The 12586-nt window shown below is 58.4% G+C and carries 13 protein-coding genes and 1 pseudogene; 3 read left to right on the top strand and 11 right to left on the bottom strand.

Annotated features, from left to right (window positions below; translation table 11 throughout):
- Nucleotides 1–47: 47 nt before the first annotated feature.
- The 10 genes and pseudogenes from pptA to IM271_RS01090 all read right to left on the bottom strand — a co-directional run bounded on the left by pptA (nt 48) and on the right by IM271_RS01090 (nt 9133).
- Nucleotides 48–278, bottom strand: a complete 231-nt coding sequence (gene pptA / locus IM271_RS01040; protein WP_045630478.1) for a tautomerase PptA — start codon at nt 276–278, stop codon at nt 48–50.
- Between the two features lie 37 nt (nt 279–315).
- Nucleotides 316–933, bottom strand: coding sequence for a glutathione S-transferase family protein (locus IM271_RS01045; RefSeq protein WP_041909801.1), 618 nt, complete (start codon nt 931–933; stop codon nt 316–318).
- Between the two features lie 41 nt (nt 934–974).
- Complete coding sequence (locus IM271_RS01050; protein ID WP_193052022.1) at nt 975–1862, bottom strand: ABC transporter substrate-binding protein; 888 nt, start codon at nt 1860–1862, stop codon at nt 975–977.
- A 9-nt stretch (nt 1863–1871) separates the two neighbouring features.
- Entirely contained in the window at nt 1872–2645 is a 774-nt protein-coding gene (locus tag IM271_RS01055; protein WP_045260613.1) for an amino acid ABC transporter ATP-binding protein, read from the bottom strand.
- A complete protein-coding gene (locus IM271_RS01060; RefSeq protein ID WP_063437940.1) occupies nt 2629–3555 on the bottom strand; it encodes an amino acid ABC transporter permease in 927 nt (308 codons plus the stop codon). Before IM271_RS01060 ends, IM271_RS01055 begins: the two co-directional genes overlap by 17 nt.
- Nucleotides 3556–3564: 9 nt before the next feature.
- Nucleotides 3565–4074 (bottom strand): GNAT family N-acetyltransferase, encoded by a 510-nt coding sequence (locus IM271_RS01065; RefSeq protein ID WP_192987004.1) that lies wholly within the window; start codon nt 4072–4074, stop codon nt 3565–3567.
- A 9-nt stretch (nt 4075–4083) separates the two neighbouring features.
- Nucleotides 4084–6347 (bottom strand): annotated as a pseudogene (locus tag IM271_RS20155) (NtaA/DmoA family FMN-dependent monooxygenase).
- 16 nt (nt 6348–6363) lie between these two features.
- The gene (locus IM271_RS01080) at nt 6364–7485 is read right to left on the bottom strand and encodes an amidohydrolase (protein WP_028013282.1); all 1122 of its coding nucleotides are present in this window, start codon (nt 7483–7485) and stop codon (nt 6364–6366) included.
- On the bottom strand, nt 7482–8483 hold the full coding sequence (locus IM271_RS01085) for an LLM class flavin-dependent oxidoreductase (RefSeq protein ID WP_192971132.1): 1002 nt from the start codon (nt 8481–8483) through the stop codon (nt 7482–7484). The genes IM271_RS01080 and IM271_RS01085 overlap by 4 nt, the downstream gene beginning before the upstream one ends.
- 110 nt (nt 8484–8593) lie before the next feature.
- Nucleotides 8594–9133, bottom strand: coding sequence for an AAA family ATPase (locus IM271_RS01090; protein WP_193052024.1), 540 nt, complete (start codon nt 9131–9133; stop codon nt 8594–8596).
- Nucleotides 9134–9195: 62 nt separating this feature from the next.
- Here IM271_RS01090 and IM271_RS01095 point away from each other — a divergent pair, with 62 nt between their 5' ends.
- Nucleotides 9196–9339: a hypothetical protein gene (locus tag IM271_RS01095; protein WP_154818592.1), complete on the top strand. Its 144-nt coding sequence runs from the start codon at nt 9196–9198 to the stop codon at nt 9337–9339.
- Here the strand turns inward: IM271_RS01095 and IM271_RS01100 are convergent.
- Nucleotides 9336–9734, bottom strand: a complete 399-nt coding sequence (locus IM271_RS01100) for a cupin domain-containing protein (protein ID WP_045260619.1) — start codon at nt 9732–9734, stop codon at nt 9336–9338. The two genes, IM271_RS01095 and IM271_RS01100, sit on opposite strands and share 4 nt — an antisense overlap.
- A gap of 108 nt (nt 9735–9842) precedes the next feature.
- Here IM271_RS01100 and IM271_RS01105 point away from each other — a divergent pair, with 108 nt between their 5' ends.
- Both IM271_RS01105 and ansP read left to right on the top strand, forming a co-directional pair.
- Nucleotides 9843–10730 carry a LysR family transcriptional regulator gene (locus tag IM271_RS01105; RefSeq protein ID WP_193052025.1) on the top strand — a complete coding sequence of 296 codons (888 nt, stop codon included), beginning with the start codon at nt 9843–9845 and terminating at the stop codon, nt 10728–10730.
- A gap of 331 nt (nt 10731–11061) precedes the next feature.
- Entirely contained in the window at nt 11062–12558 is a 1497-nt protein-coding gene (gene ansP / locus IM271_RS01110; protein ID WP_028013287.1) for an L-asparagine permease, read from the top strand.
- The last annotated feature ends 28 nt before the right edge of the window (nt 12559–12586 follow it).

Below are 12586 nucleotides of genomic sequence, written 5' to 3' on the forward strand. Positions count from 1 at the left end.
AGCGGCAGGAGAAACCGGGTAAGACGATGACCTCACCCGGCGAAAGATTACATTGAATACCCGGGCTTTTTAATCAACTCGTCCAGCTTCGGTCCGATTTCGGTATCCCAGACCTGTGCCTTCCAGTCTTCCGGGTTTACCTGGTTCAACGCCACCGATACTGAACCGTCTTTGCTGTTGAAATGGCGAATTATCACCTCGGCGATATCTGCCGCCAGCGCGTTTTTTTGCTCGTCGTTAAGATCGCGGGGAAAACATTTGATATCTACGTGTGGCATATGCAGGCTTCCTGTTATGTGTGAGCAATCCACGTTATCAGATAATGTTGTTTGCCTTTAACACCTTGTGCAGTTCCGGCAGCTGACACACGGTATCCGCAATCGCCGTAAGCTTCGGCGTATTTGTCGCAAACCACTCATGGCGAGGCCCCCAGGTGCGCGCCACCGCAATATACACATCCAGCAGCGTCAGCCGTTCACCCAGCGCAAACGGCGCGGCCTTAAGCTGATTTTCAAACCACAGATAGAGGGATTTCCGGTACTCAATGCAGTTTTTCTGCAGCTGTTCCGGCGCATCGGGCACCCAGCGTTCGGGATAATCGGCATAGGTAAAGGTGGGATAGACGTTCGCCACGAACCAGATAAGCAGACGCTGAAACTGCTGACGCTCGGCCTGCCCCACGGGCGGGGCGAGATCGGGACAGCGGTCGAGCACCATCAGGGCAATCGCCGCCGTTTCGGTCATGATGGCGCCATTTTCCAGCTCCAGCGTGGGCACCTGGCACAGCGGGTTGAGTTTTTGCAGCAGTTCACGCTGCGGGCCGGGCTGGTCAAACCCGTCAACGTTCACAAATTGATAAGGGATATCAGCCAGGGTCAGCATCACTTCACTGATTGCCGAGCCCCAGCCGGGTACGCCATAGAGTTTCATCATGTTGCCCCCTCAGGAGTGAAAATCCTAAGTGTAGAGCACCATTAGTAGGTTATCCCAGGCGGGTTGACCTCCGATTGCGCCACCGTTTCGCCCTGCTCCCCCCAGCGCGCCAGCACCTTCTGGTAATCACCGCGCTCAATCGCCCCGTTCAGCGCGGCCTGCAGCGCGTACACCAGCCCATTGCCTTTTTTGGTCGTGGTGGCGACATAAGCTTTTTTCGGACCTAAACCGACCACGCGGGTTTTGCCGGTGAGCGCCGCTTTGTAAGCTGAAACCGACTGAGGGCCAAAGAACACGTCCGCCCTGCCGGACTGGATATAGAGATTGCCCGAGGCATCGTCGTGGAGATAGACCGGCAGCGCAGGCGCTCGCCCCGCCTTTTTATTCTCTTCGTTCCAGCCCAGCAGGATGCGCTCCTGATTGGTGCCCGAGCCGACAATCACCTTTTTCCCGGCCAGATCTTCCGCGCTTTTGATTGATTGAATCTCGCTGGTGGACTTAACTGAAAACGCCAGCGAATCGACGCGGTAGGTCGCAAAATCAAACTTCTCTTTACGCTGTTCGGTCACCGCAATGTTCACCAGCGCCACGTCGTAGCGCCCGGAAGCGATGCCCAGCGGCCAGTCTTCCCACGCCGTTGGCACCAGCTTTAGCTTCAGCCCCAGGCTGCCCGCCAGCAGGCGGGCGATATCCGGGTCGCTGCCAATCCGCGTGCGGTTATCGCTGGCCAGCAGCGCCAGCGGCGGGGAGTTCAGCATCGAGACGGCGACCGTCAGCGTACCCGGCTCAACGAATTTATAACCGGCGGGGATCTTCGCCACGGCCTGCCGATCCACCGTCACCGGCAGCGGCTGCTCGTTGGCTTTCAGATCGATGCTGGCGTGGCTTGCCGTTGTGAAGACCAGCCCCGCCAGAAGTCCGTATTTCATCTGCGCTCCTTACAGCACTTTTGACAGGAACTGGCGCGTTCGCGCGTGCGACGGACGGTTCAATACCGCGTCGCTGCTGCCCTGCTCCACGATTTTCCCGTCGACCATAAACACCACCTGATCCGCCACCTCGCGGGCAAAACCGATCTCGTGGGTGACCACCACCAGCGTAGTGCCGGACCGGGCCAGTTTTTTGATCACGTCCAGCACCTCTCCCACCAGCTCCGGATCCAGCGCGGAAGTCGGCTCATCAAATAGCATCACGCGGGGGCGTAGCGCCAGCGCGCGGGCAATCGCAATGCGCTGCTGCTGCCCGCCGGAGAGATGGCGAGACCAGGCATCGGCCTTATCCCGCAGCCCGACCACATCCAGCAGGCTGTATGCCCTTTCCACCGCCTCTTTTTTGCTGAGCTTCTTATGCGCGATGGGCGCCTCAATCAGGTTTTCCAGCACCGTGAGGTGAGGAAAGAGATTGAAGTTCTGAAACACATAGCCCACGTTGACGCGCTGCCTGAGGATCTCTTTCTCCTTCAGCTCATAGAGCTTGTCGCCCTGACGACGGTAGCCAATGTAGTCCCCGTCGATTTGAATAAAGCCTTCGTCGACGCGCTCCAGATGGTTAATGGTGCGCAGCAGCGTCGATTTGCCCGAGCCTGAGGGCCCGAGAATGACCGTCACGGAACCGGGCGGGATCTCAAGCGAAACGTTGTCGAGCGCCTTATGGCGACCAAAATACTTGCTGACGCCGGTAATCGAGATATGTCCTTCAGGAGAGGCTTGCATGGATAGGCTCCTGTGCTGGCGTGGTGGTGACGGAACGGGTGCGACGGGCGGCGCGGTTCTGATTAACCGCAGAGCGGCGTTCGCTGCGGGCGAGTGCGCGTTCAACACCGTACTGAATAGCGGACAAGACGGTGGTAATCACCAGGTACCACGCGGCACCGACCATCAGCAACGGGATCACCTCCTGCGTGCGGTTGTAGATCATCTGGATGGTATAGAACAGCTCCGGCATTGCCAGGACATAGACCATCGCCGTCCCCTTGGCGAGGCTGATAATTTCATTGAACCCGGACGGCAGAATGGTGCGCAACGCCTGAGGCAGGATTATCCGCACCGTACGTCGCCAGGCCGGCAGGCCGAGCGCGGCGGCGGCCTCATACTGCCCATGATCGACGCCGAGGAATCCACCGCGAATGATCTCGGCGGTATAGGCGCTCTGCACCAGCGTTAGTCCCACCACGGCGGTGGAGAACTGCCCGAGCACGTTAATGGTCTCAAAGCTGCCCCAGCTAATGCTGGTGAACGGCACGCCGAGGGAGAGCGTGTCGTAGAGATAGGAAAAGTTGTAGAGAATGATCAGCACCACGATCAGCGGCAGCGAGCGAAACAGCCAGATATAGCCCCACGCCAGGCTGCTCAGCAGCCATGACGAGGAGAGTCTCGCCAGCGCCAGCATGCCGCCCAATACCACGCTCAGCGCGGTACCGATCAGGGTAAGCAGCAGAGTCTGCCCTACGCCTTCGAGAATAACCGGGTCAAAGAACCAGCGGGCAAACACCGCCCACTCCCAGCGCGGGTTGAAAGCGACGGACTGGATCACGACCGCCAGCACAAACAGCGCCACCGCGGCGCCGACGGTCCGCAGCGGATAACGCGCCGGGACCACCTTAATGGTTTCAACGTTGCTCATCGTCGTTCCTCATGCGGTTTTACTGAACGCTTCGCGTACCAGCGTTTTAGTGAAGCGCAGCCGACCGTCAAACGGCGGCTGGCTGTACTCTTCCGGATCCCGGTTCAGATCAAACTGTGGCTGGTAGCCCTGGCTGAGATAGAGCCTGACCGCTTCCGGCTGGCGAAAACCGGTTGTCAGGTAGATCTGGCTGTAACCTGCCAGCACCGCCCTGCGCTCCAGCTCCTGCACTACGCGTCCGGCAAGCCCCTGCTGACGCAGGGTTTTGTCCGTCCAGATGCGCTTGATTTCCGCGGTGCGTTCGTCGAAGGGTTTGTACGCACCGGTGGCGATGATTTTTCCGTCACGCTCCAGAACGATAAACAGCCCCCGCGGCGCTAAATACCACTCGGTGAGTTCCACTTCCGCGTCTTTAGAGAAGTAGTCACCGTAGCGGGCGGCATATTCACCGAACAGCCCCTCGATAATGGGCTGAAGTTCGGCATCTTCCGGTGAAACGTCACGAAATTGTTCACGCATAGCGCCTCCTTAATCACCCAGGCCATCAGGATTCACTTCTGACTGCGGAATACGCTCAACGCCTTCCCCCCAGCGGTTCAGCACTTTGTCGTAATCGCCGTTTTTGATGACGCCGTTCAGCGCGGTCTGCACCGGCTCAACCAGCCCGCTGCCTTTCTTCAGCGTCACCGCAATGTGCGCCGCCTTCGGCCAGCCGCCGTCGACGCTGCCGACCAGTTTAGTTTTCCCGTTCAGCGCCGCTTTCCATGCGCCAATTACGTTCGGGCCAAAGTAGGCATCCGCGCGCCCGGACTGGAGCGCCAGCGTTTGCGCCGCATCGTCTTTGGTATAGATCGGGGTAAACGGTTTCAGCCCCTTCTTCAGGTTTTCAGCATTCCATGCCAGCAGGATGGCCTCCTGATTGGTCCCGGAACCAACGATAATCCGCAGCCCGGCGATGTCCTCAGCCTTCTGAAGCGATTCGATCGGGCTGGTCGATTTCACGTAGAAACCGAGGGAGTCCTTACGGTAGGTGGCGAAATCAAACTTCTCTTTGCGCGCTTTGGTAACGGTAATGTTGCTGATGGCGGCATCATATTTCCCGGACGCCACGCCCAGCGGCCAGTCTTCCCACGACGTTGGCACCACGTTCAATTCAAGCCCGAGGCTGTCGGCCACCAGACGGGCGACGTCAACTTCACTCCCGAGCAGCGTTTTGTTGTCGTCGGAAAATACCGTCAGCGGCGGTTGATTCAGGCCCGCCACCGCCACGGTAAATTTCCCCGGCACGGCGAAGCGATAATCTTTCGGCAGCTGCGCCACTGCATCGCTGTTTTTGGCGGTATTGATCGGCGTTTTATTGGCCTCGATGCTCACGCCGGTGCCGTTAATGTTCACATTCTCTGCCCAGACGGCAGGGGTAAAGGCCAGCGCGAGCGCCAGAATAAGCGATGTTTTCTGCATAGCGGAGTTCTCTTTTATTGTTGTGTGAACTGGTTTTTCGGTTGGTCTAAGCCAAGGCTTTCGCGCAGCGTAGTTCCCGGGTAGTCGGTGCGGAACAGGCCGCGGGCCTGTAAAACGGGCACCACCTGGTCAATAAAGCGCGGAAAGGTATCCGGCGTACCGCCCTGGATGATGAAGCCGTCTGCGGCATAGCCTTCAAACCAGGCCTGCAGACCGTCGGCGACCTCCTCCGGCGTGCCGGAAAAGCGCGGGCGCGGCGATGCGGCCTCAAGCGCCACCTGGCGCAGGGTTAAGTTGCGCTCGCGGGCATTTCGCTTAATTTCATCGGTGGTGCTGCGGAAGCTGTTTTTGCCTAAGTCACCGATATCCGGGAACGGCTCGTCGAGCGGATACTGGCTGAAATCGTGATGTTCAAAATAACGCCCGAGGTAATTGAGGGCATCGGTAACCGACACCAGCGCCGCCGTGGTTTGATACTGGTTTTCCACGTCATCGGCGTCTTTACCCACAATCACGCTGACGCCCTGGAAGATATGTAAATCTGACGCGCGGCGGCCGTTTGTTTCCAGCTGCTGCTTCACGTCGCGGTAAAACGCTTTTGCCTCGTCGAGCGTTTCGTGATGCGTGAAGATGGCGTCGGCATGTTTTGCCGCCAGCTTTTTCCCGTCGTCCGACGCGCCCGCCTGAAAAACAATCGGACGCCCTTGCGGGGTGCGACCAATATTCAGCGGACCGGCGACCTGGAAGAAGTCACCGTGGTGATCGAGGGTATGCAGCCTGGCCGGGTCAAAAAACTGACCACTCTCTTTGTTGCGAATAAACGCGTCGCCTTCCCAGGAGTCCCACAGCCCTTTCACCACGTCGAGATACTCATCCGCAATGCGATAGCGCAGCGCATGCTCGGGGTGTTTTTCGCGCGAGAAGTTCTTTGCCGACCCTTCCAGCGGCGAAGTCACCACGTTCCAGCCCGCACGTCCGTTGCTCAGATGATCGAGGCTGGCGAACTGGCGCGCCGTGGTAAAGGGTTCGCTGTAGGAGCTGGATAACGTTCCCACCAGCCCCAGCCGCGTAGTGATGCTTGCCAGCGCGGATAATACCGTTAACGGCTCAAAGCGGTTTAAAAAATGCGGAATGGATTTTTCATTTATATAAAGACCGTCGGCAACGAATAAAAAATCGAGTTTGCCCTCCTCCGCTTTTAACGCCGTCTCTTTTACAAATTCAAAATTAATGCTTGCATCCGCGACCGCCGCCGGATGACGCCAGGCGGACATATTGCCCGATGCACCATGCAAAATGGTCCCAAGCCGCAGTTGACGATGTGCAGACATATTTACCTCTCCAGAATTAAACGTGTTGCAGGGCTTTTTCCGCCAGCTGTGCAAAATAGCGGGCTGCGGGCTCAATCAGGGCTTCGTCAGGATTAAACGCCGGGTGGTGTAAACCATACGGGCTGTTGCTGCCGATGCTGACAAACGCGCCGGGAACAGACTGCAGGTAGACCGCAAAATCTTCCCCGCCCATATGCAGTTCCGCGTGCCGGGTTTCATAACCGGCCTCACGCGCGACCGAGGTGGCGAAGTCGGCCCAGCGCTCGTCGTTCACCAGCGCGGTGGGCCCGGCATACCAGGTGATGTCGATCTGCGCGCTGAAGGCGCTGGCAAACCCGGCGGCAATTTCGCCCACGCGGGCCTTCACGTTCTGCTGCACCTCCGTGCGGTGGGTGCGAAGCGTGCCCTCCAGCTCGACGCTTTCGGGCAGCACGTTCCAGGTGTTACCCCCTGCGATGCGCGTCACGCTCAGCACCACCGAATCCAGCGTGTTGACGTTGCGGCTGGCGACGCTTTGCAGCGCCGTCACCAGTTGGCTCGCCAGCACAATGGCGTCGTTGCCTTCGTGCGGGCGGGCCGCATGTGCGCCCTTGCCGGTGATGCGGATCACGAAGCGATCGACGTTGGCATAAAACGGTCCGCCGCGGGTGGCGAACTCACCGACCGGCAGGCCCGGCTCGTTGTGCATACCGAAAATGGCGCTGACGTCACGCAGGGCACCGGCACGCACCATGCTCTTCGCACCGCCAAAGTTCTCTTCGGCAGGTTGAAACAGGATACGCACCCTGCCGTTAAGTGAGGCTTCCCGCTCTTTGAGCTTTAACGCGGCGCCGAGGATCACGCTGGTGTGGATATCGTGTCCGCAGGCGTGCATCACGCCTGCATGCTGCGAGCTAAACGGCACGCCGCTGCGCTCTTCAATTGGCAGGGCATCAATGTCTGCCCGCAGCGCAATCAGCTTGCTACCGGTTCCAATTTCCGCCACCAGACCGGTCGGCAGATCGTAAGGCTGTGGGGGAATACCGGCATTCGTCAGCCACTGGCGCAGGCGCGCGGTGGTCTCCACTTCCTGGCCGGACAGCTCCGGGTTCCGGTGCAGCTCACGACGCCAGGCAATCAGTTGTTCGCCGAAGCTCATACGGTGACCTCCCTGTTAAGACGCGCCTCGGCCAGCAGACGCAGAGACGCGACGCGCGTTGCCCCCTCCGCGACCGGCGTGTCGATGATAAATTCGTCAATGCCCCACTGTTCGTGCAGCGCGTTAAGCTGTTCCAGCACCGACTCAGCTGTTCCCGCCAGCAGCGACTGGGCCCGACGGGCAATGCGTACCGGCTCGCTCCCCGCCTGACGGGCAAAGGCGTAGGCCTGCTCCTCACTGGCGACGGTTACGCGCTGGCCGTTTGCCAGCTCAACGCCCCACACTTCGACCTTCTGCGCCAGCGCGTCCGCTTCGGCCTGGGTCGGCGCGACAACCGCCTGCACCGCCACAATCACCTCCCGCGCGCTGTTCTTCCGCCAGATCGATACCACCTCGCGCAGCAGCTCCGGATCGCCGTTCAGGTGTGCGGCAAAGACGAAGTGCCAGTCGAGCGATGCGGCGAGCAGCGCGCTTTCGGGGCTGGCCCCCAGCAGGAAACCTTGTGCAGGGACCGGCGGCAACGGCGTGGCACGAACGGCCTCTTCCGCCGACTGGTTTTCAGGACGGATCCAGCGATCGAGCTGGTCCAGCTGTTCGGCAAAGCTGCCCTTTTCCTGCTGATTCAGGCCCTGCTGAAGCGCGCGGGTTGAGAGCGGCAAACCACCGGGGGCTTTCCCGACGCCCAGATCCACGCGACCCGGCGCCAGCGCGGCCAGAACGTTAAAGTTTTCAGCGACTTTATAGGGGCTGTAGTGTTGAAGCATGACGCCGCCAGAGCCCACGCGGATGCGCTTTGTTTGCCCGAGGATCCAGGCAATCAGCAGCTCCGGCGAAGGGCTAGCAAGATGGGGAGTGTTGTGGTGTTCGGCAATCCAGAAGCGGTGATAGCCCAGATTTTCTGCCTGTTGCGCCAGCGCTAACGTCCGCGCCAGCGCATCGGCAGCCGTTTCATTTTCAGCGATGGGGCTTTTATCCAGAATGCTGATTCGCCATGACATGTTGCGTTCTCGTTTGACTTAACATGTCGACATTATTAAAGGCGTATTTCACCACTGAGAAACAATTAATTTACATTTGGTTTGCCGGAAATCAGATATATAAAACCCTACTAAGAATAAGATTTTAAGGCGGCAATCAGCGTTTCCGCCTGCCCGCGGCGGGTAATACGGACGAAGCGGATATGCCCATATTGCGGGTTTTGCAGATCGGCTTCATAACGCGTGCGGTTGTTACGCCACGTTTTCATCGTCCAGATGAGAATCGACTCTTTACTGAAGAACGCGCGCCGGAAACTCTCTTTGTTCCCGGTTCCGGGCCAAAGCTCGTGTTTATGCCAGGCCCGTTTGATTGCCCTGTTGACGGCCTGCCAGAGGGTGCGGACAAACCCATAATCCACCCACACGACAACGTCTACATTACGCCATTTAACGGGCCGCGTGCGGTTATAGTTGCCGTCGAGTACCCAGTCTGGCGACGCCTGTAGCACCTGCTCAAGCTTTTCCTGAAACTCATCGTCCGGCGTTCCCTGCCATTCGGGTCGCCAGTAGAGTCTGTCCATCTCGATATAGGGAATAGCCAGTTCGGTCGCAATCTGCTTCGCCAGCGTGCTTTTTCCACTTCCGCTGGTTCCGATGACGTTAATTTTCACCTCAGCCTCCCTGTATTTACGAAAATGAGACCGAATCATAACGTTTTCATTCTGTTAACGAAATGCTTCCTGGTATTACCGCGGCGGTGTTACTCTCCTGTCTGGCAGTCTATTTATTCCCTGAGAAACGTCTGCAGCTGGCCAGTCTGGTGCTGCTGTTTGATCAACCGCGCCTGCAGCAGGCGATTGCCGTTTTTGGCGGTTAGCCGTTCGGGTACTGTTCGTCGGTCACTTTTTCCAGCCACGTTACCGGGCTGCCGTTTACCGCTTCGGCGATGGCGATATGCGTCATCGCCGTTTGCGCACTTGCGCCGTGCCAGTGCTTCACGCCGGGTGGGATCCAGGCGATATCGCCCTGATTCAGGATTTCCGCCTCTTCGCCCCACGCCTGTAACCAGCCGCGCCCCTGCGTCACAATCAGCGTTTGTCCCAGGGGATGCGTATGCCAGGCCGTGCGCGCCCCCGGCTCAAAGGTCACGGTTGCCCCGCCGACGCTGGCAGGTTCGCTCGCCTGAAAGGGCGCGTCAATGCGAACAGCGCCGGTAAACCAGGCCTCCGGGCCTGTTGCTGAAGGTAATGAACCGCTGCGGATAATTTTCATCTTTTGCTCCTTGTTGACTGTTGCGTTAACAGTAGCGCAAAGCATTCTGGAGCATTAGGGTACATAATGAGATAGAACACATGACTCAAATTCATAAATAGAACCGCAATGCTAAAAGATAATTTCAACGACCTGCTCTCCTTTATGGTAGTGGCCCGCGAGCGCAGCTTTACGCGCGCAGCGGCGCAGCTGGGCGACTCGCAATCGGCACTGAGTCATGCGATGCGCAAGCTTGAAGCGCGATTAGACGTTCGCCTGTTAACCCGCACAACCCGCAGCGTGGTTCCGACACCCGCGGGTGAGCAGCTCTTTTCGCGCCTCAGCCCGCATCTGCAGGAGATCGAACAGGAACTCACGGCGCTTTGCAGCACCCGCGACAAACCCGCAGGCGCTATCCGCATCGTCGCCGGCGAGCACGCGATGAACGCCGTGCTCTGGCCGGCACTGAAGGCTTTTATGCTGCAGTATCCTGAAATCAACGTCGAAGTGACGGTCGACAACGGCCTGACAGATATCGTCGATGGCCGCTTCGACGCGGGGGTACGCCTGGGTGAACAGGTGGCAAAAGATATGATTGCGGTGCGGATAGCGCCGGACATGCGCATGGCGGTCGTCGGCTCCCCGGATTACCTGGCTCGTTTTGGCGTGCCGCTCGTGCCGGAGCAGCTGGGTGAACACCGCTGTATCAATCTCCGCCTGCCCACCCGAGGGGCAGTGTATGACTGGGAGTTTGAGCGCGACGGGCGCGAGCTTCGGGTGCGGGTTGAAGGACAGCTTACACTGAGTAATCTGTCGCAGCGCATCGACGCGGCGGAGAGTGGCCTCGGATTAGCCTACGTGCCCGAGTCCTCGGTCCTGGACGCCCTTCAGTACGGACGGCTCGTCAGGGTCCTTGAGTCCTGGTGCCCCACGTTTGAAGGATATCACCTCTATTATCCAAGCCGTCGACAGCACACAACCGCGTTCAGGTTGCTTCTCGATGCCCTGCGGCAGTAAAAATTTATACCATCTGGTAATAATTAAGGGAATCTGATGATTAAATAAACAACGTCGCGATTGTTTTGACTAAAAACTCATCACGATTCAGCGTGTTGTGATCCCCCTCTGCTCTGACCACACGATTTCCTTCGACGTGCATCACTTTCGGCACGGTTATATTTTGCGTCGCTTATCAATTGCAGGTAGGATGCCTCGCCATGTTTCGCCTTATCCATACGCAGAATGACTGGGAAGGCGGCATGTGTTTGCGCAGAAGCAATCGTTTGTATTGCGCTCTGCCAGGCAGGACTATCACGATAATGGTTCAGACAGGCAAACAGGTAACTCAATGAAAACAAGCAATAAAAGCGCAGCCGATCATCACGCTGCGAAACGTCGCTGGTTGAACTCCCACGAAGAGGGCTACCACAAAGCGATGGGCAACCGTCAGGTTCAAATGATCGCCATCGGCGGCGCTATCGGAACGGGTCTGTTTTTAGGTGCTGGCGCGCGTCTGCAGATGGCGGGCCCGGCTCTCGCCCTGGTCTATCTGGTGTGCGGGATCTTCTCTTTCTTCATTCTTCGCGCGCTGGGTGAACTGGTACTGCATCGCCCTTCCAGCGGAAGCTTCGTCTCTTACGCCCGAGAATTCCTCGGTGAAAAAGCCGCCTACGTGGCAGGCTGGATGTACTTCGTCAACTGGGCGATGACCGGTATCGTCGATATCACCGCCGTTGCGCTGTATATGCACTACTGGGGCGCGTTCGGTGATGTGCCGCAGTGGGTCTTTGCCCTTGGCGCGCTGGCGATCGTCGGCACCATGAACATGATCGGCGTGAAGTGGTTCGCCGAGATGGAGTTCTGGTTTGCGCTGGTCAAAGTGCTCGCCATTGTGATTTTCCTGGTGGTCGGTACCGTCTTCCTCGGCAGCGGCAAGCCGCTGGACGGCAATGCTACCGGCTTCCACCTGATAACCGATAACGGCGGTTTCTTCCCGCACGGTCTGCTGCCTGCGCTGGTTCTGGTGCAGGGCGTGGTGTTTGCCTTTGCCTCTATTGAGCTGGTCGGTACCGCTGCGGGCGAATGTAAAGACCCACAAACGATGGTGCCAAAAGCCATTAACAGCGTGATCTGGCGTATCGGTCTGTTCTACGTCGGCTCCGTGGTGCTGCTGGTTCTGCTGCTGCCGTGGAACGCCTATCAGGCCGGCCAGAGCCCGTTCGTCACCTTCTTCTCGAAGCTCGGCGTGCCTTACGTGGGCAGCATCATGAACATCGTGGTGCTGACGGCGGCGCTCTCCAGCCTGAACTCCGGACTTTACTCTACCGGGCGTATCCTGCGCTCCATGTCGATGGGCGGTTCAGCGCCGAAGTTCATGTCGAAGATGAGCAAGCAGCACGTGCCTTACGCAGGCATTCTTGCCACGCTGGTGGTGTATGTCTTCGGCGTTTTCCTGAACTATCTGGTGCCGTCTCAGGTCTTTGAGATCGTTCTGAACGTGGCCGCACTCGGCATTATCGCTTCCTGGGCCTTTATCGTGGTCTGCCAGATGCGTCTGCGTAAAGCCATTAAAGAAGGCAAAGCCGCAGATATCAGCTTTAAGCTGCCGGGCGCGCCGGTGACCTCCTGGCTCACCCTGCTCTTCCTGTTCAGCGTGCTGGTGCTGATGGCGTTCGACTACCCGAACGGCACCTATACCATCGCCACCATCCCGCTGCTGGCCGTGCTGCTGATCGCTGGCTGGTTCGGCGTGCGTAAGCGCGTTCACGAAATTCACAGCACCGCGCCGGTTCATCCTGACGATGAAAAACACGACGCGCCGCTGGTGGAAGAGACCTCGCGTTAAGCATCAAACAGGTATTAAAAAGGGAAGG

The organism is Enterobacter cloacae complex sp. I3 (assembly GCF_014896175.1).
Taxonomy (GTDB): domain Bacteria; phylum Pseudomonadota; class Gammaproteobacteria; order Enterobacterales; family Enterobacteriaceae; genus Enterobacter; species Enterobacter bugandensis.